The sequence below is a fragment of the Gluconobacter roseus NBRC 3990 genome (assembly GCF_006538885.1).
GTDB classification, from domain to species: Bacteria; Pseudomonadota; Alphaproteobacteria; order Acetobacterales; family Acetobacteraceae; genus Gluconobacter; species Gluconobacter roseus.
Genome location: NZ_BJLY01000001.1, coordinates 408,764 through 426,707, shown reverse-complemented (window position 1 = coordinate 426,707; position 17,944 = coordinate 408,764). Strand labels below are relative to the sequence as shown.

The window sequence follows — 17,944 nt, the reverse complement described above, 5'->3', positions numbered from 1 at the left end:
CGTGTCAGAGGCTCAGGCGAGCCTGCCATGACAGTGTTTGAACTTCAGACCCGATCCACACGGGCAAAGGGCGTTGCGCGGCGTCTCCGCATACCAGCGCTGAAGCGTCGCCGCATCAGGCTCCACACCCGTCGGGACGGGCTGCGGACGCGGCGGCATAGGAGCAGCAGACGAAAAACCCGCCATCGGCTGCGGCGCCGGAATATCGGCCCCCGTTCCCGTTGTTCCCTGCGCGAACAGTCCCGCAGGCTCCTCGGACGGACCGGACATCTCGGTGTTGATGACCGGGAACGGTGGCGGCTCAGACACAGCCTGGATGCGGCACATCGTCTCCGTCACGCGGATGCGCATGTCGTCCAGCATCGCCGTGAACATCTGGAAGGCTTCCTGCTTGTACTCGTTCAGCGGATCACGCTGACCGTAAGCCCGCAGACCAATACCCTGACGCAGCTGGTCCAGCCCATGCAGATGCTCTTTCCACACCGCATCGAACGTCGTCAGCACGACCTGCTTCTCGATCAGACGCATCAGCTCGGGGCCCATATTGGCCGTCCGTGCTGCCTGCGCCTTCGCGGCTTCCGCCTCGATCCGCTCGATCACACCTTCGGAATCCATCCCGTCTTCCTTGGCCCAGTCCGCAATCGGCAGATCCAGGTTCAGGATGCGGGAGACTTCCTTCGTCAGCCCTTCCGTATCCCAGGCCTCGGCAAAGGATTTCTCGGGAATATGCGCATGCACCAGATCCTCGATCGTATGCTCGCGCAGCTCGGCGATCACACCCGACAGATCGTCCGTCGCCATGTATTCCCGGCGCTGGGCGTAAACCTCCTTGCGCTGGTCATTCATGACATCGTCATATTTGAGCGTGTTCTTGCGCATGTCGAAGTTGCGCGCCTCGACCCGTTTCTGCGCCTTCTCCAGAGCCTTGTTCAGCCAGGGATGAACAATCGCCTCGCCTTCCTTGAGCCCCATCTTCTGCATCATCGCGCCCATGCGGTCGCTGGCGAAAATACGGATCAGATCGTCTTCAAGCGACAGGAAGAACCGCGAGTTGCCTGGATCACCCTGACGTCCCGAACGGCCACGAAGCTGGTTATCCACGCGGCGGCTTTCATGCCGCTCCGTGCCAATCACATACAGACCGCCCGCCTTGTGAACTTCGTCATGATGCTCTTCGACGATCGCGCGGATATTCTGCTCGACGGAGTCACGCTGCGCCTCGTCCTCGACGCCCTCGGTGCTGGCCTTGACCAGCATCTCGATATTGCCGCCGAGTTTGATGTCGGTTCCACGGCCCGCCATGTTCGTCGCGATCGTAATGGCCCCCGGCGCACCCGCCTGCGCCACGATGATCGCTTCCTTCTCATGCTGGCGCGCATTCAGGACATTATGCGGAATGCCGCGCTGCGTCAGGATATGCGAGAGATATTCGCTATTCTCGATCGACGTCGTACCCACGAGAATGGGCTGGCCGGTCTTGTGAATATCCCGGATCAGATCAGCCACGGCGTTGAATTTCTCGGCCGCCGTCAGATAGACCTCGTCATCCGTATCAATCCGCTTGACCGGCAGATTCGTCGGAATTTCCACCACATCGAGGTGATAGATTTCCGCGAATTCATCAGCCTCGGTCATGGCCGTACCGGTCATGCCGGACAGCTTCGGATAGAGACGGAAATAGTTCTGGAACGTGATGGAGGCGAGCGTCTGGTTCTCCTGCTGGATCTCCACATGCTCCTTGGCTTCCAGCGCCTGATGCAGACCATCCGAATACCGGCGCCCGTCCATCATACGACCCGTGAACTCGTCGATGATTACGACCTTGCCGTCCCGTACGATGTAATCCACGTCCCGCGTGAACAGCGTATGCGCCCGCAGGGACTGCTGGACGTGATGAACGACGGCGACGTTATGAATGTCGTACAGCCCGCCTTCCTGAAGCACGCCGGCTTCGGCCAGAAGCGCCTCGATCCGGTCGGAACCATGCTCGGTCAGCGTGACAGAGCGAAGCTTCTCGTCCTTGTCGTAGACATCCGGCTCCTGCACGAGCTTCACGACCACATCATCGACAGAGCGGTACAGGTCGGAGCTGTCATCCGCAGGACCGGAAATAATGAGCGGGGTCCGCGCCTCGTCGATCAGAATGCTGTCCACCTCATCCACGATCGCGTGGTTGAACGGACGCTGCACCATGTCGGCGAGCGAATATTTCATGTTGTCGCGCAGATAGTCGAAACCGAACTCGTTGTTCGTGCCGTAGGTGATGTCAGCGGCATAAGCCTCACGACGCTCTCCATCCGACAGGTTCGGGACGATCACACCCGTCGTCAGCCCGAGGAAGCTGTAGAGGATGGACATCTCTTCCGCGTCACGCCGCGCAAGATAATCGTTCACCGTGACGACATGCACGCCTTTGCCGCTCAGCGCATTCAGATAGACCGCAAGCGTCGCGACAAGGGTCTTGCCCTCACCGGTCCGCATTTCCGCGATCCGGCCGGCATGAAGAACCATGCCGCCGATCAGCTGCACATCAAAGTGGCGCTTGCCCAGCACGCGGCGCGACGCTTCGCGGCAGACCGCAAAGGCTTCCGGCAGCAGGCCATCGAGGGTTTCGCCCTTTTCCAGCCGCTCCTTGAACTCGGTCGTCTTGTGCCGGAGCTGCTCGTCAGACAGGGCCTGGACCGCAGGCTCCAGTGCATTGATCTCGGGCACACGGCGCTGATACGCCTTGAGCGTGCGATCGTTGGCAGAACCGAAAAGGGCGCGGGCGAGGCGTGCGAACATGCTGAACCTTGAGATGCCGAAGACCCGAAGCGCCAGCTCTTTCCACAACCGGAAAGACCCGCCACACCGGGCCGTCAGGATTTTCACGTCTGCTGGAGATAGGACCCGGGCCGCGAAGGGTCAATGGAGAGCCCGTCGCGAACCCCGATGAAATGTCCTCATTGTCATCGTGGTGTCACATCCGCGCCCCGCTTTCCGACCCGGGCGGCCCTGCGTGAAGGAATGGTAACAGACCGCACCCTTGCAGGGCGGACCAGCCTTTGTCATGGTGCAGGCCATCCTTATTTTCAGGTCACATCCGAGGTAGTTCCCACATGCGGCTTTCCCGCTCCACTTTCGCTCTTGCCGCCCTTCTGGCCGGTACGTCGGTTGCAGCATCCACGGCTTTCGCCGCTCCGGCTGCAGCCCCTGCAGCTCCTGTCGCAGCAACTCCCGGTGCAGCCGCTCCGGCCGCCGCTCCCAACCCGGATATGCTGATCGCCACCGTGAACGGTGCGAAGATCACCCTCGGTGATGTGCAGCGTGCAGCCGGCAACCTGCCGCCGCAGGCCCGCCAGATCCAGCCGTCCGTCCTGGTTCCGCTGATCGTCAACCAGCTCGTTGACCAGAAGGCCGTGCAGTTCGCCGCCGAGAAGGAAGGCCTGAACCACAAGCCGGACGTGAAGGCTGCCATGGACGCCGCTGCCGCGAATGCGCTGCAGAACGCCTATCTCGAAGAGAAAGTCGGCCCGCTGGTCACCGATTCCGCAATGCATGACTTCTACCAGTCGCATTACGCGAACAAGAAGCCGGAAGAAGAGATCCACGCCCGCCACATCCTCGTGGACAGCGAAGCGCAGGCCAAGGACATCATTGCCCAGCTCGGCAAGGGCGCTGATTTCGGCAAGCTTGCTGCCCAGCTGTCCAAGGACAAGGGTTCGGCTGGCGCGAACGGTGGCGATCTCGGCTGGTTCAAGAAGGAAGACATGCTGCCGGCTTTCTCCGCAGCTGCTTTCGCCATGAAGCCGAACACGATCTCCCAGACCCCGGTTCACACCCAGTATGGCTGGCACGTGATCCAGGTCCTCGCGACCCGTACGGCCCCGATCCCGACCTTCGATCAGGTCCACGACCAGGTCCGTCAGGAGCTGATCCGCGACAAGGTGCGTGACATCGTTCAGTCCGCTGAGTCCCAGGTGAAGGTCGTTCACTACGACGCACAGGGCAAGGCCATCCCGAATGCAGCTCCGGCTGCCGCACCTGCAAAGAAGTAAGTCCATGGCAAAGCCGCTCCCCGTCTCTCCGCTCGCTCGTCCGCTTCCGGATCTTGCAACGATTGCGGGCGTGCGGCTTTCCGCCGTCGCCGCGGGCATCCGCTATCAGGGCCGTACGGACCTGATGCTTGCGGAGTTCGTCCCCGGCACGGTTGCGGCAGGCGTCTATACGAAGAATGCCTGCCCGGGTGCTCCGGTCCTGTGGTGCCGTAGCGCCCTGACGACCCCTTATGCCCGCGCCCTGCTCGTCAATGCAGGCAACGCAAATGTCTTTACCGGCCGCGCCGGAATGCAGGCCTGCGAAGACTGCGCGGACGCAACCGCACAGCTTCTCGACTGCCCCCCGCAGGATGTCTTTCTCGCCTCCACGGGCGTTATCGGCGAAAAACTGCCCCAGGACCGGATCATCGCCGCCCTCCCCGCTGCAAAAGCCGGGCTGAGCGAAGATGGCTGGGCCAATGCAGCCTGCGCCATCATGACAACAGACACCTTCCCCAAGGCTGCACGCCGTGACGTGACGATCGGTGGCACCCCCGTCCGTATCCAAGGCATTGCCAAGGGATCGGGGATGGTGGCCCCCGACATGGCCACAATGCTGGCCTACGTCGCAACAGATGCCAGACTGCCGCAGGACGTGCTGCAGTCCCTGCTGGCCTCCGGCTGCGCCCAGAGCTTCAATTCCATTACCGTCGATTCGGACACGTCCACTTCGGACATGCTGATGATTTTCGCGACCGGACAGGCCGATAATCCCGAGATCGACGACGTCAGCGATCCCGCTCTCGCCGAGTTTACCCTTGCGCTGAACGATCTCCTTCTGGAGCTCGCGCTGATGGTGGTCCGCGATGGTGAAGGTGCGACAAAGCTTGTCCGCATCGCTGTGACAGGCGCTGAGTCCAATTTCTCGGCACACCGCATTGCCCTGTGCATCGCCAATTCTCCGCTCGTCAAAACCGCAATCGCAGGCGAGGATGCCAACTGGGGCCGCGTGGTCATGGCCGTTGGCAAAAGCGGCGAACCCGCGGACCGAGACCGCCTTTCTGTCGCCATTGGCGGCACGTGGATCGCGAAAGATGGCGGCGTCGTCGAGAATTATGACGAAGCTCCCGTGGTCGCCCATATGAAGGGTCAGGAGATCGAAATTGCCGTCGATCTCGGCCTCGGTGACGGACAGGCCCGTGTCTGGACCTGTGACCTGACGCATGGCTACATCGACATCAACGGCTCCTATCGCAGCTGAGCACCCCAACACGTCACCGAGAGCGGGGCTTGTGCGTCCCCGCCTCTGCCGTTAGCAAACCCGAGTGCCGTTTCGCACTTGATATGAGGAAAAAGTCCATGTCTGCTGCAGCTCGCGTGCTTGTTCTTGGCGGTGGCGTTGGAGGGCTTGAGGCTGCCGCCGCGCTGGGCCGTCGCCAGAATATTTCCCTGACCCTCGTTGACCGCAGCCCCGTCCATTACTGGAAGCCGTCCCTTCACGAATTCGCTGCGGGAACCATGCAGCATCAAGGCAACTGCATCCCCTTTACCGATACAGCCGCCAAATTCGGGTTCACCTTCGTTCAGTCCAGCCCGGTCGCGGTCAATCGCGAAGCTAAGACCGTCTCGCTCGAGAACGGCACGACGCTCCCTTACGATTACCTTGTGGTCGCTCTGGGCTCACGTGCGAATGATTTCGGCATTCCGGGCATTGTCGATCACTGCATGTTCATCGACAGCCTCAAGGACGCCGACGCGCTGTTCGCCACGTTCCGCGACGCCGTACAGAAGGCCCGTGCTGCTGGCGAAAAGCTGTCCGTCGGCATCGTCGGTGGCGGCGCAACCGGCGTTCAGCTGATCGCCGAGCTATGCAAGTCCATCGATGACGCCCGCGGTCTGGGTCCGGCTGTCCGCAAGTCCCTGCTGGATGCCGTCCTCATCGAAACAGGCCCGCGCATTCTCCCGGCCTTTCCCGAAGCCGTCTCGACAGCCGCAACACGGCAGCTCGAAAAGCTCGGCATCTCCGTGCTCACCGGCGCCATGGTCGTTGGTGCGGATGACACCGGCTTCAATCTCAAATCCGGTGAGCACATCACGGCCAGCCTTCGTGTGTGGGCCGCTGGTGTGCGCGCTTCGGATGCCACGAACCTTCTTGAAGGTCTGGAACGTGGCCGCTCCGGTCAGCTCGGCGTGACCACCACGCTTCAGACCACGCAGGACCCGGCAGTCTTCGCCATCGGCGACTGCTCCCGCATCGACGCCGCCCCGATCGCCCCTACGGCTCAGGCCGCACGCCAGCAGGGCCAGTATATCGGTCGCGCCCTGCCGGAAGTCATCGCTGGCAAGACCCCTGCCCCCTTCGTCTACAACGACCGCGGTGCCGTCGTGGCACTCGGAGATTACAACGGCTGGGGCATGCTGGACGCCAAGCGCAGCTTCGGCGGCGGCGTTCTGTCCGGTCTGGCCGCCCGCCTGATCCATGAGGGCCTGTACCGCCAGCATCTCGCAGGCATCCTTGGCATCACCCCCACAGCCTGCAGTACGCTCCGCGAACATCTTTCGCCGGTCAAACCCGATCTGGGCGCCTGAAATCCTTTTCAGAGCCTTGCCAAAAGGGAAATAAGGGGCGCAGCATCATCGGATCCTGCGCCCTCTGGTTCGAGAACTCATGAGTCCTACCGATCTTCCCCCTCCCTTTGACAGGGTTCTGACCGGCATCGAAGACACGCTGCTGGAAAAAGGTTTTTCCTTCCTTCAGGCCGACACCTCCCGCCCCCTTCTGGAACAGGAAGGCCTGACCGACTGGCAGGGCTTTGCCGAAAGCTGGAACCATCTCGGTCTTGACCGCTACATGGCGGATGGAGGCCGTTACCGCCGCCGCCGTTACGCGACATTCGCCGTCTCGGCCGACACCATCACCCGCAAAAAGCACCAGCCCCATTATCAGAGCCGGGACTATAACCTGCTCAATGGCGGTGTCGAACGCTGGTTCCCCGCCGTCACTGACTCCATTGCGACACACCCGGCCATGACAGCCGCAATCCGCACGATCAGCCGGATCGCGGATGCCCTGACACCGCCGACGGAAAAGCCCCCGGTCTGGCATGTGGAAGTCCACCAGTTCCGCATTGAAGCCCGCACCGGCAATGAAGGCCGCCCTACTCCGGAAGGCCTGCATCGCGACGGTGTGGACTGGGTTCTCGTGCTGATGGTCGCCCGCCACAACGTGGAACAGGGCGTCACCACGATCCATGACATGCGCAGGGAACCGCTCGGTTCTTTCACGCTGACCAACCCGCTGGACGCCGCCATCGTGGACGACCACCGCGTCTATCATGGCGTCACGGCCGTCCAGCCCGTTGATCCCTCACAACCAGCCTATCGGGACGTGCTGGTGGTGACGCTCCGTCACGAATGACACCCGAAGCTTCACAGATGTTCTTCTTCAATTTCGTGTTATGACAGGTCTCATGTCGATCCAGCAGATTCTTTCCCGCCCCGTGGCGGTTCTGGCCCTGTCCTTCATGCTCCCCGGAGCCCTGTCCTGTGCGGATGCCGCGACAGGCAAGACCCGCCATCACACGCGGCATACGGCGCAGTCGGCCAATGCCGGTGCGGCCCCCGTCATCCTCACGGCCCATCCGGGCACGAAGCTGGATGAAGAGGCCCGCAAACTGAACGAAGACGATCTTCAGGACGCAGCCAAACACCATGACCAGCCGGTCGTGCTCGTCGGCTCCGCCCCGCTGTCTTCAGGCAAGAATGACGAAGCCCTGTTCGTACAGCTCCAGTCCGCGCGCCTCTGCGGTTCCGCAGGCTGCACGACATCCGTCTATCTGAAGCACAACGACACCTGGAACACGGTTCTGGACTCCGTGAACGGCGACATTTCCGTGCTGCCCACGCGCCACAAGGGCATGCATGACCTGCTGGTCAGCCCGAATGACCGATGGGTCTGGAACGGCAAGGAATATCAGGACACGCTCAGCGCACCGCCGATGCCCAAATAACCACTGATTTTTCAGGAAACTCTGGAGCGGGCGAGGGGAATCGAACCCCCGTATGCAGCTTGGGAAGCTGCCGTTCTACCATTGAACTACGCCCGCTAACGGCCCCGAGCATAACCGCTCCGCGATCCCTTCGCAATCCGCCTTCAAGGTGTTGACGCAAAACCGAAATACGGCTCATAGTCCTGCCCGTCAGAAACGTCATGGCGTGCCTGACCCTCGTGATTTGAGCGGCCGGCTTGCGGCGAGGCTAAAGAACTGCGCTAAAGAGGCCCTGCGTCGTTATCGAACGATTTCCAGGACTTCCACGGCCCGCCACATGCGCCCTGCACAACAGGGCGTTTTATGGAGGGACACATCATGTCTTCAGAAAACTGGCGCACAGCCACCCGTCTCCTGCACGAAGCCCCGAACCGCACCGAATTCGGCGAAACGTCCGAGGCGCTCTTCCTGACCTCCGGTTTCGTCTATGACAGCGCCGAACAGGCCGCCGCCACCTTCACGGGCGACGTCCAGCATTTCCAGTATTCCCGCTTCGGCAACCCGACGGTCGACACGCTTCAGGAACGCCTTGCCCTGCTCGAAGGCGCCGAAGCCTGCGTCGCCACCGCGACCGGCATGGGTGCCGTCTCCTCAGCCATCCTGTCATCTGTGAAGGCTGGCGACCGCGTCGTGGCCTCCCGCGCCATTTTCGGTTCCTGCTACTGGATCGTGACCAACCTCCTGCCCCGCTACGGCATCGAGACCGAACTGGTGGACGGCACGGATTACGACGCCTGGGAGCGCGCCCTGTCCAAGCCGACAGCCGCCGTGCTGATCGAAAGCCCGTCCAACCCGATGCTCGACGTCCTCGACATCGCCCGCGTTGCCGAACTGACGCACAAGGCCGGCGGTCTGCTGATCGTGGACAACGTCTTCGCCACCCCGCTCGGCCAGTCTCCGCTCAAGCTCGGCGCAGACGTGATCGTCTATTCCTGTACGAAACATATCGACGGTCAGGGCCGCGTCCTCGGCGGTGCGGTGCTCGGTTCCAGCAAATGGATCAGCGAGACGCTCCAGCCTTTCACCCGCAATACCGGCAACGCCCTGTCGCCGTTCAATGCCTGGGTTCTGCTCAAGGGTCTGGAAACGCTCCAGCTCCGCACGGATGCCATGGCCCGCAATGCCGCTGCTGTAGCCGATGCGCTGGCCGAACTGCCGGGAATCGTTCAGGTCCGCTATCCGGGTCGCGCCGACCATCCGCAGCATGAGCTGGCCAAAACGCAGATGAACAATGGCGGCTCCATGGTCGCGTTCGTGGTGGACAAAGGCCGTGAGGGCGCATTCGCCTTCATGAACGCCTTCAAGGTCATCGCGATTTCCAACAATCTCGGCGATGCCCGCAGCCTGGCCACCCATCCCGCCACGACGACGCATATGCGCGTCAGCGAGGAGGAACGCGCCCGTCTCGGCATCACCGATGGCGCCATTCGCCTCTCAGTCGGTCTGGAAGATCCTGCAGACCTGATCGATGATCTCAAGCGTGGTGCGGCAGCTGTCGCGGCCCTCGCATAAGTTTTCCTGACAAATGCCCGGGATGGCTTTACAATGGCGTCATGCCTGACAAGTCATCCCACCCCCATCTGCACGCCGATCCCGAGACGGCACTCGCCGAAGCCATGGAAAGCGCACCCCGCTTCAGCGAAACCACGGACGACGTGACGGTCACGGTCCGGACCTTCTGGCTGGACGACCAGTCCCACCCCGAAGACCATCAATACGCCTGGGCCTACCACATCAGCATCGAGAACGAGCGGAAAGACACGTTCCAGCTCCTCTCCCGCTCTTGGGAAATCGTGGACGGGCTTGGACGGAAAGAACATGTCCACGGCGATGGTGTCGTTGGCGAACAGCCGGTGATCGCGCCCAACGAACAGTTCGACTACACGTCCGGCGCCATGCTCACAACGCCGACCGGCTTCATGCGCGGCACCTATCACATGGTCGAGCCGCGCTCGGGCCATCGCTTCGACGTCAGCATCCCCGTTTTCAGCCTCGACAGCCCCCACGACAGCACACTGGTGCACTGACCGGGCCGTGGGCGGGCCACACGGACACGCAGAGGAACAGTCACACAAGCTTGACGTTCCCGCCGTCCCGGCCCATTCCTCCCCCATGCGTATCGCTGCCCTCCTTCTTGCTGCCGGTCGTGGCCGGCGCTTTGACGCCTCCTCGCAGAGCGGGGAAAATTCTTCCAAGCAGTTCCGGATGCTGCGGGGCAAACCCGTGATCCGCCGCGCTGCCGAAGCCCTCCTGCCGCATGTGGACGTGCTCCTGCCGGTCGGGGACGATCCCCTGCTGGCCGACAGCCTCGAAGGACTGGATGTCATGCCGCCCGTCAGCGGTGGCGCGGAACGCCATGACAGCGTGCGCAACGGCCTCGAAGCCCTGGCGAAACTGCCTGAACCGCCCGATCTGGTGCTGGTCCATGACGGCGCCCGCCCCTGCGTTCCGGCAGAAGTCGTGCAAAACGTTATCAACGCCCTGAAAACCCATGAGGGCGTGATCCCGGCCGTCGCCGTCATCGACACGATCAAGAAGGCCAAAGACGGCATTATCATCGATACCGTCCCGCGTGACGGGCTGTGGCGCGCCCAGACCCCGCAGGGTTTCCGCTTTGGCACCCTGCTCGAACTTCACCGCACCCATCGCGATGCCCGCACCGACGATGCCGCCCTGCTCGAACAGGCTGGCCATCCGGTCGCAATCGTCGAAGGGTCGGAAGACAATATCAAACTGACTGTTGCGGAGGACCTGATGCGTCTTGAAGGTGTGATTGACCGGAACCTGCTGCCCCGCGTCGGACTGGGCTATGACGTCCATGCCTTCGAGGAAGGCCGCAAACTGATCCTGTGCGGCATCGAGGTGCCCCATACGAAGGGCCTCGCCGGACATTCCGACGCCGATGTGGGCATCCACACGCTGTGCGACGCCATTTACGGCGCGCTGGCCGAAGGCGATATCGGCCGCCACTTCCCGCCTTCCGACAACGAATGGAAGGACATGGATTCGGCCCGCTTCCTGGTCCATGCCGGCGAGCGCATCCGCGAGCGCGGCGGCTTCCTCGTGAATGCCGACGTCACGCTGATCTGCGAACGCCCCAAGATCGGCCCGCACGCCGAAGCCATGCGCAACCGCCTCGCCGAGCTTCTCAAGGTCAGCGTCAGCCGCATCTCGGTCAAGGCCACGACCTCCGAGCGTCTGGGCTTCACGGGCCGCGAAGAAGGGATTGCCGCCACCGCCACAGTGAGCATTATGGTTCCCGATACCGGAGAAGCCTGACCTTCATTTCACTGCCCATATACGGAGCATCGCCATGAGGATCCGCCACCTGCCCGTCTGTTACGTCACGGCCCTGCTGCTGGCCCAGCCGGCACTGGCGGCCCCGATATGCTCCAGCAAAACGACGCCAGAAATCCAGTCCTGCTTCAGCTCCCGTCTGGCCCAGGCCGAGGCACAGCTGAAGCGATACACGGAAGCGGCGCTGCGGCGGATGCAGGGTCCGGGCACTGCAGCCCGGACACAGGCGGACTTCCACAAAGCTGAATCAGCCTGGTGGGCTTTCCGTGAGGCAGAGTGCAAGGCGGTATCAGACCGCTGGTCAGACGGCACAATCAGGACGTCCATGGAACTGTCCTGCCGCCTGAAACTCACGGAAGAGCGGACCTACGAACTCTGGCAGAACTGGCTGACTGCTCCGGACCGGGCAACCCCGATCCTTCCCGAACCCGCAATCAGCTCCCGGAATTGAACATTCCAGCCCTGAAGACACAAAAAAGCCCGGCACTCACAAAGGAGGCCGGGCTTTTTCATATCTGATTGTGCCGGGGCTCAGCCGTGAATGGCACAGACCACGACAATCAGCGGTGTGGCTGCCAGAAAGAGCCATGCCCCGATGGAGCAGGTCTTCACAACACGGGTACCCATGTGACGCAGCAACGGCCTACGAACGGATACGGACATATCTTCCTCGAATCTGACAGTGTTCGACAGATCCGGAGATAGCGCCTGTCCCTGAGCCGGGGCGAGTCACCAATCATCTCGTTCTGTCACATGGCAGGAGCTTCAATGATCCCCGAATATGGCAAGATCATGCCCCATTCAGGGCATTTTCCTCTCAGATCGAAACCTGTCGCCCCAGTGTCAGAAACATGCCCGCATCGAGAATATCCTTCTCGCGGTTTTCCATGGTGCGGACGAGTTCATCATCCTGCCCCCAGGTCGCAAGCTGGGATTTTTCATCATTATTGGCCCAGAGCACCGCATCCACGAGGCTCACAGCACCACCCACGACCGCAAGCGACAGAAGCAGACTGCCCGTCGCCTGCGCCAGAACGCCCAGAACCGCGAGTTCCAGATCGCTCTGCATCGCCAGAAGCTGCCCCAGAGCCTCCAGATAGCCCTCAGGCTGCACAACCGGCATGAGACCATCCGTTACAATCGGGTGGATCCCGTAACCTGAAAGCCAGGCAAAAACCTGCTCTGCAACCGGGCTGATGCCGTCCGCGCAATAGCACAGACCATCATCCACCCCGAATCCGAGAAGCATGTCCCGCGTCGCCTGCGGATCAGGCGCAATGCGCTCGATCATCGTCCCGGCCATCCGCGTCAGAGGCAGCGAGTCCGGCGTGAAGGATGCCCCTTCCGCAATCTGCCCCCACTCCCCCGCAATGGCCTCGGCCAGCGCAGAGGAACGCACGGCAAGAACCTTTCCCTGCGGCAGCCGGATGGGACGCCCGTCCAGACGCGGCTCGAACAGCCCGTTCTCCTGCGCGACCGAAACTGCTTTCCAGAAACGCTTGTGCCCGCTCAATGCAGAACTCCCAGAGCCCGCAGGATATCCCCGGCCTTCGAATGATGAACCTTGACCGCCGCAGGAGCCGGACCTGCCTGCCCTTCCCGTGCCGCAGCCAGCGGTGCGGTGCAGGGATCGGCCGCATTGCTGTCCCCACCGATCGTCACATGAAAGCGCCCGCCCGCATCACGATCCTGCTCGACATGCGGCGCATCCAGCGTCCCCGTGACCACAACCGGCGTGGAGGCCCCGGCCCCTTCAAAATCCACCACTGGCAGAAGGTGCAGGTCCAGAGCCTGCGTCCCAAGCCCCACCGTGCCGCTTCCCGATGTGGAGAACCGGCCGGACTGAAGCCCCAGCGTATCGAGATGCACCACATCGCTGGCAATGTTCATATGCAGCCCAAGACAGCGGAGCGACCGTGCGCCTTTCCCCAGCACCACACTCGCCGCAGACCCGGCCAGCTGCCCGAGCAGCTCGCTCTGCACCTGACCATCCACAAGCGACACACCCAGATGCCCGTCCAGCGACCGGCGCAGCTCGTCGGAACTGTTTCCCCTGGCAGAAAGCTGTCCCACGATCTGCACAGGCCCCTGAAGAAGCTGCGGCATGCCCAGCTGTTTCTCCAGCAGCCCAGCCGGAAGCATCAGCGGCTGGAACGTCACGCTGCCCGTCACCGGAAGCGCGCTGGCATCCAGTTCCGCCATGCCCGAAAGCGGCAGCCCCTGTGCCTGCCCTGAAATCGGGTCCAGACGCAGATGCCCGCCCGACAGTGTCAGACGCGTCGCAAGATCAGTGTATTCACGGCCCGCATACACAACCCTGTCTGCGGAAAGATGCAGATTCAGATCCTGCGCCCGAAGTCGCCGGACCCAGGACGGTGTCAGATCAGGTGTGCTGGCAGCCACCGATGCGGCGGACGAATGATCCGGCGCACTCGGAACGGCGCTCTCATCCTGCGGCGACACAGGCTTTGGCGCGGCAATGCCCGCTCCCGGAAGTGCCGCCGGCGCTGCGGGAGCGGGCGCAGCAGATGGTGCAGGCTGGAGCCACAGCCCCTTGAGCGCATCCAGATCCATCCGCGCAGAATGCAGCTTTCCGCTCACAACCGGTGGCACGTCATGCCCCAGAACCAGCGCCAGAGCTCCGTCCAGCGCTACTTCCTGACTGCTGAACTGCAATCCGTCGAGCGTCATGTTTTCGCGGTCATGCCCGTCCAGCGTACCATGCAGACTGACGTCATGCAGAACCGCACCCGGCAGATAGAGCGTCTTGCTGCTTCCTTCCGCCACGAGATGCCCGTTCTCCGCTCCGATCGTCCCCGAAAGGGCAAAACGGGCGCTGTCCTGTGCATTGAGCGCAGGCGCACCGGACAGAAGCGTCGTCTGGCTCCGCAGCTGCACCGTCAGCGGAACAGCGGTCTTCAACCCGTCGCGCCAGGCCGCAAGCGCCTGCTGCATCGTCCCCGCCCCGCCTTCAACATGCCAGGCCGTGTCCCGCCACTGCGTGTCCGCCGTGACGGTCAGTGCCGCATCCGGCCCCGTCGCATCGACATGCAGGTTCTGCAACGCGCCCTGCCGCAGCCCGACATAACCGGCATGCAGATGTACCCGCGTCGGATTCATGCTGCCCAGAACCTGATGCAGTAGCGCATCTCCAGTCAGTCCCGTCAGCGGACCGGGACTACCCTGAACCGCCACATCCCCGCCAAGGGCCGGGACATTGGGAAGATTGGCATGCGGGAACAGACGGTGCGCATCCTGAAGATTGGGCCACTCGCCCTGCGCCGTCAGAACCACGTTTTCCATCCGTGACGGATTGCCGATCCGCCCGTCCAGATTCAGCCAGTCGCGCTTTTCGCCATCGCCCAGCGTCGTCCCGATGCTGAACGCCCAGGGGTCCGTTCCCCGGATCTGCGACAGATTGCCGACATGTCCCTTGAGCGTGAACGGCGTGCCCGCATGATGCCCCTGAAGGCTGATCCACGGGCTCGGACTGCGCAGCCCGTCCAGATCCAGCGTATCGACACCGAACGAACCGCTCGTACGGGTCAGACGGTCGTTCCAGAGCACGGCAGCCTGCGCGACATGCAACCCGTCCAGAGACAGATCCCAGTGCGCATGAATCCGCTGCCCGCTCCGTCCACGCACAGGGAGCGAGGCGTCCTCGTTCTCACGATCCGGCGTCAGGGACCAGTTCGCCTGCCCGTCCAGACCGCGCACCAGATTCACCGTCGCCCCTTCGACCACGAAGTCCTGAAACCGCACTTCCCGGTGCAGCAGGGCAAAGACGGCGATCCCGGCATGGATCGTATGGGCCTTGAGAACCGGCGTCTGTCCATCGCGCGTCAGCACGACGTCAGACGCCTCAAAGGCCGGCCAGGGCAGAAGCTGTACCGACGAATGACGGACCTGCATCGTAAGCCCTGTCTGGTGCTTCAGCGCCACAGCCACACGCTCGCGCAGCGCGTCCTGATCGATCAGGACATGCGTGGCCACACTCACACCCACAATGGCAACGATGACGGCAATCAGAACGCCGGTCAGCTTCTTCATTTTGCAGGCCCCCGGCCCTTGCTGCTGCTCCCACCCCGGACGCGCTTGGGCGCCGGCGTCTCACCCGGCACGAAGCCCAGCGTGCGGAACGTCTCGCGCATATGCGGCGGCAGAGGTGCCGTCACGATCAGGCGCCCCCCGGCAGGATGCGGAATATCAAGCTGGCGCGCATGCAGATGCAGCCGGTCGATGAACCCTTCCGGATGCGCGGCCTTCCCGCCATAGCGCGGATCACCAACGATCGGCGTCCCGATGGATTCGGTGTGCACGCGAAGCTGATGCGTCCGCCCGGTCAGCGGAGACAGCTTCAGCCAGCTCAGCTTCTTGCCCGCCGCATCGAGCGTCTCATATTCCGTCTTGGCTGAAGCCGCGTCTTCCTCATCGCGTGACGCCGCAATCACCAGAGCCGCGCCACCCGCACCGATCTTCGCCAGAGGCTGATCGATAATGCCGGATTCCGGCGAAGGCCGCCCGACAACCACAGCCCAGTACGTTTTCTCCACATCGCGCCCACGGAACGCCGCCGCAAGCTTCGCCGCCACACCCGGCGTGCGCGCAATCAGCAGAATGCCCGACGTATCACGGTCAATGCGGTGCACCAGACGCGGCCGGTCCCCACCCTCGGTCCGCAGACCATCGAGCATCATGTCCACATGCTTGGTAATGCCCGGACCGCCCTGCGTCGCAAGGCCCGATGGCTTATCGAGAACCAGCAGATGCTCGTCCTCGTAAATCACCATCTTCTGGATCTCGCGCGCCAGCATCGGATCCGGCGGCGGCAGGGGCGCGGGCTTGTCCACATCCGGCAGCGGCGGGATGCGCACGCTCTGTCCGGGGATCAGGCGCGTATTGGTCTGAACACGCCCTCCCTCCACGCGGATCTGTCCCTTGCGGCACAGTTTCTGGAGCGCGCCCTGCGTCAGATTGGGGTAGTGACGTCTGAACCAGCGGTCGAGGCGAATATCGGCCTCATCCTCGGTCACGATGCGGTTGGTAACTGTCATGGTTCGCGGGATGCCCTCTTGGCGGCCCGCATGTCCAGAAGTTTTCTGATACGCCCCTCATGTCCGCGGTCCGTGGGATGATAAAGGGACGCTCTGGGCATCCCGTCCGGAAAGTAGTTCTGACCCGAAAACGCGTCCTCGCTGTCGTGGTCATATTCATAGCCCTTGCCGTACCCGATATCCTTCATCAGACTCGTCGGCGCATTCAGGATATGCGATGGCGGCATCAGACTGCCTGTATCGCGCGCCAGAGCACGCGCCGCCTTATAGGCCGCATAGACCGCATTGGATTTCGGTGCGGTCGCCAGATGCACCACAACCTGCGCCAGCGCCAGTTCCCCCTCCGGAGAGCCCAGACGCTCATAGGTCTGCCATCCCGCCACAGCCATCGGCAGCGCGGAGGGATCGGCCTGCCCCACGTCCTCGGCCGCAAACCGCGTCAGGCGCCGGGCGATGTAGCGCGGGTCTTCCCCGCCCTCCAGCATCCGCGCGAACCAGTACAATGCCGCATCCGGATCACTGCCGCGCAGCGATTTATGCAGCGCGGAAATGAGATTGTAATGCTCTTCCCGGTCCCGGTCATACAGGATCGCCCGGCGCGACAGGATTGCCGCCAGATCGCGCGGCGTGAGCACTTTTGATGGATCAAGCGCCACAAGCTGCTCGACCATATTCAGCAGATACCGCCCGTCCCCATCCGCCATGGCGCGCAGACTGGCCCGCGCTTCCGGATCAAGCGGGAGCGGACGGCCGACTTCCTCTTCCGCGTGCACCAGCAGGCTCTCAAGGCTCGCATCATCCAGCCGGTTCAGCACCAGAACCTGGCACCGCGAGAGCAGCGCCGCATTCAGCGCAAAGGACGGGTTCTCCGTGGTCGCCCCCACCAGAACCACCGTCCCGCGCTCCACATAGGGCAGAAACCCGTCCTGCTGCGCGCGGTTGAAGCGATGGATCTCGTCCACGAACAGCAGCGTCCCCTTACCCGTCGCCGCCTGCTTCTTGTCCGCTTCCTCAAACGCCCGTCGCAGATCCGCAACGCCAGAAAAGACAGCCGAGATCTGCGAATAGAACAGGCCTGCCCGCCCGGCCAAAAGCCGTGCGATCGTCGTCTTGCCACATCCCGGACCGCCCCAGAGGATCAGGCTGGACAGCGTGCCCCGCGCCAGCATCCGCATGAGTGTTCCTTCAGGCCCGAGCAGATGATCCTGCCCCCGCACGTCTTCCAGCCGCTTCGGCCGCAGACGATCCGCCAGAGGCTGCGTCCGGGAAGGCGGCCGGCGCTGCACCTGCGGCGCCTCGATCGGGCGTTGCTGCCGCATGTTCTCCGGAGCGCGGGACGGGCCATGGCCTGAAGTCTGTCCCGGAGCACGGTTCGCTTCCGGAGCGCCGCCGAAAAGATCTGTCATGTCGGTCACTGGCGTCTCCCGCTCCCCGGTCCATCATCAGAAGGTCTGCCCTTCCAAGATAGGGAGCCCTGCCGGTCAGGAAAATCCCCGGCTTCACCTTACCGGAGCATAACCCTGACCAC

The 17,944-nt window shown here is 62.9% G+C and carries 15 protein-coding genes, 1 tRNA gene and 1 riboswitch; of the genes, 9 read left to right on the top strand and 7 right to left on the bottom strand.

Annotation, left to right across the window (positions count from 1 at the left end):
- Nucleotides 1-12: 12 nt before the first annotated feature.
- Entirely contained in the window at nt 13-2,784 is a 2,772-nt protein-coding gene (secA, locus tag GRO01_RS01795) for a preprotein translocase subunit SecA (RefSeq protein ID WP_062507467.1), read from the bottom strand.
- Between the two features lie 314 nt (nt 2,785-3,098).
- Between secA and GRO01_RS01790 the strand changes: the two genes are divergently transcribed.
- The 5 genes from GRO01_RS01790 (at nt 3,099) to GRO01_RS01770 (ending at nt 8,026) form a co-directional block, all read left to right on the top strand.
- Nucleotides 3,099-4,037: a peptidylprolyl isomerase gene (locus GRO01_RS01790; RefSeq protein WP_062507443.1), complete on the top strand. Its 939-nt coding sequence runs from the start codon at nt 3,099-3,101 to the stop codon at nt 4,035-4,037.
- Between the two features lie 4 nt (nt 4,038-4,041).
- Nucleotides 4,042-5,277, top strand: a complete 1,236-nt coding sequence (gene argJ, locus GRO01_RS01785; RefSeq protein WP_062507442.1) for a bifunctional glutamate N-acetyltransferase/amino-acid acetyltransferase ArgJ — start codon at nt 4,042-4,044, stop codon at nt 5,275-5,277.
- 98 nt (nt 5,278-5,375) lie between these two features.
- Nucleotides 5,376-6,605: an NAD(P)/FAD-dependent oxidoreductase gene (locus GRO01_RS01780; protein ID WP_062507440.1), complete on the top strand. Its 1,230-nt coding sequence runs from the start codon at nt 5,376-5,378 to the stop codon at nt 6,603-6,605.
- Nucleotides 6,606-6,684: 79 nt separating this feature from the next.
- Nucleotides 6,685-7,434, top strand: coding sequence for a 2OG-Fe dioxygenase family protein (locus tag GRO01_RS01775; RefSeq protein WP_062507438.1), 750 nt, complete (start codon nt 6,685-6,687; stop codon nt 7,432-7,434).
- 52 nt (nt 7,435-7,486) lie between these two features.
- Nucleotides 7,487-8,026 carry a hypothetical protein gene (locus GRO01_RS01770; RefSeq protein WP_174787382.1) on the top strand — a complete coding sequence of 180 codons (540 nt, stop codon included), beginning with the start codon at nt 7,487-7,489 and terminating at the stop codon, nt 8,024-8,026.
- A 22-nt stretch (nt 8,027-8,048) separates the two neighbouring features.
- Here GRO01_RS01770 and GRO01_RS01765 read toward each other — a convergent pair.
- Nucleotides 8,049-8,122, bottom strand: a tRNA-Gly gene (locus GRO01_RS01765).
- A gap of 109 nt (nt 8,123-8,231) precedes the next feature.
- Nucleotides 8,232-8,311: riboswitch (SAM riboswitch) on the top strand.
- 72 nt (nt 8,312-8,383) lie between these two features.
- Between GRO01_RS01765 and metZ the strand changes: the two genes are divergently transcribed.
- The 4 genes from metZ to GRO01_RS01745 all read left to right on the top strand — a co-directional run bounded on the left by metZ (nt 8,384) and on the right by GRO01_RS01745 (nt 11,813).
- A complete protein-coding gene (gene metZ / locus GRO01_RS01760; RefSeq protein ID WP_174787381.1) occupies nt 8,384-9,577 on the top strand; it encodes an O-succinylhomoserine sulfhydrylase in 1,194 nt (397 codons plus the stop codon).
- A gap of 41 nt (nt 9,578-9,618) precedes the next feature.
- Nucleotides 9,619-10,092, top strand: coding sequence for a Co2+/Mg2+ efflux protein ApaG (gene apaG / locus GRO01_RS01755; protein WP_011253193.1), 474 nt, complete (start codon nt 9,619-9,621; stop codon nt 10,090-10,092).
- An 85-nt stretch (nt 10,093-10,177) separates the two neighbouring features.
- A complete protein-coding gene (locus GRO01_RS01750) occupies nt 10,178-11,344 on the top strand; it encodes a bifunctional 2-C-methyl-D-erythritol 4-phosphate cytidylyltransferase/2-C-methyl-D-erythritol 2,4-cyclodiphosphate synthase (RefSeq protein ID WP_062507432.1) in 1,167 nt (388 codons plus the stop codon).
- Nucleotides 11,345-11,378: 34 nt separating this feature from the next.
- Complete coding sequence (locus GRO01_RS01745) at nt 11,379-11,813, top strand: lysozyme inhibitor LprI family protein (RefSeq protein WP_062507430.1); 435 nt, start codon at nt 11,379-11,381, stop codon at nt 11,811-11,813.
- An 80-nt stretch (nt 11,814-11,893) separates the two neighbouring features.
- Here the strand turns inward: GRO01_RS01745 and GRO01_RS13675 are convergent, their stop codons facing one another.
- From GRO01_RS13675 to GRO01_RS01725, 5 genes are all read right to left on the bottom strand, one after another.
- Nucleotides 11,894-12,025 (bottom strand): hypothetical protein, encoded by a 132-nt coding sequence (locus tag GRO01_RS13675; protein WP_255314061.1) that lies wholly within the window; start codon nt 12,023-12,025, stop codon nt 11,894-11,896.
- A 154-nt stretch (nt 12,026-12,179) separates the two neighbouring features.
- Nucleotides 12,180-12,875, bottom strand: a complete 696-nt coding sequence (locus tag GRO01_RS01740) for an ATP12 family protein (protein WP_062507429.1) — start codon at nt 12,873-12,875, stop codon at nt 12,180-12,182.
- Nucleotides 12,872-15,412, bottom strand: a complete 2,541-nt coding sequence (locus tag GRO01_RS01735; RefSeq protein ID WP_062507423.1) for an AsmA family protein — start codon at nt 15,410-15,412, stop codon at nt 12,872-12,874. The genes GRO01_RS01740 and GRO01_RS01735 overlap by 4 nt, the downstream gene beginning before the upstream one ends.
- Nucleotides 15,409-16,416: an RluA family pseudouridine synthase gene (locus GRO01_RS01730; RefSeq protein WP_062507421.1), complete on the bottom strand. Its 1,008-nt coding sequence runs from the start codon at nt 16,414-16,416 to the stop codon at nt 15,409-15,411. The genes GRO01_RS01735 and GRO01_RS01730 overlap by 4 nt, the downstream gene beginning before the upstream one ends.
- Entirely contained in the window at nt 16,413-17,822 is a 1,410-nt protein-coding gene (locus GRO01_RS01725) for a replication-associated recombination protein A (RefSeq protein WP_141306791.1), read from the bottom strand. Before GRO01_RS01725 ends, GRO01_RS01730 begins: the two co-directional genes overlap by 4 nt.
- Nucleotides 17,823-17,944: the final 122 nt, after the last annotated feature.

Bases quoted from the DNA above. Each gene is read 5' to 3' on its own strand.
- apaG (WP_011253193.1), top strand. From the start codon at position 9,619: ATGCCTGACAAGTCATCCCACCCCCATCTGCACGCCGATCCCGAGACG.
- GRO01_RS13675 (WP_255314061.1), bottom strand. From the start codon at position 12,025: ATGTCCGTATCCGTTCGTAGGCCGTTGCTGCGTCACATGGGTACCCGT.
- GRO01_RS01780 (WP_062507440.1), top strand. From the start codon at position 5,376: ATGTCTGCTGCAGCTCGCGTGCTTGTTCTTGGCGGTGGCGTTGGAGGG.
- argJ (WP_062507442.1), top strand. From the start codon at position 4,042: ATGGCAAAGCCGCTCCCCGTCTCTCCGCTCGCTCGTCCGCTTCCGGAT.
- GRO01_RS01730 (WP_062507421.1), bottom strand. From the start codon at position 16,416: ATGACAGTTACCAACCGCATCGTGACCGAGGATGAGGCCGATATTCGC.
- GRO01_RS01735 (WP_062507423.1), bottom strand. From the start codon at position 15,412: ATGAAGAAGCTGACCGGCGTTCTGATTGCCGTCATCGTTGCCATTGTG.
- GRO01_RS01725 (WP_141306791.1), bottom strand. From the start codon at position 17,822: ATGACAGATCTTTTCGGCGGCGCTCCGGAAGCGAACCGTGCTCCGGGA.
- GRO01_RS01750 (WP_062507432.1), top strand. From the start codon at position 10,178: ATGCGTATCGCTGCCCTCCTTCTTGCTGCCGGTCGTGGCCGGCGCTTT.
- GRO01_RS01745 (WP_062507430.1), top strand. From the start codon at position 11,379: ATGAGGATCCGCCACCTGCCCGTCTGTTACGTCACGGCCCTGCTGCTG.
- GRO01_RS01775 (WP_062507438.1), top strand. From the start codon at position 6,685: ATGAGTCCTACCGATCTTCCCCCTCCCTTTGACAGGGTTCTGACCGGC.
- secA (WP_062507467.1), bottom strand. From the start codon at position 2,784: ATGTTCGCACGCCTCGCCCGCGCCCTTTTCGGTTCTGCCAACGATCGC.
- GRO01_RS01790 (WP_062507443.1), top strand. From the start codon at position 3,099: ATGCGGCTTTCCCGCTCCACTTTCGCTCTTGCCGCCCTTCTGGCCGGT.
- metZ (WP_174787381.1), top strand. From the start codon at position 8,384: ATGTCTTCAGAAAACTGGCGCACAGCCACCCGTCTCCTGCACGAAGCC.
- GRO01_RS01770 (WP_174787382.1), top strand. From the start codon at position 7,487: ATGTCGATCCAGCAGATTCTTTCCCGCCCCGTGGCGGTTCTGGCCCTG.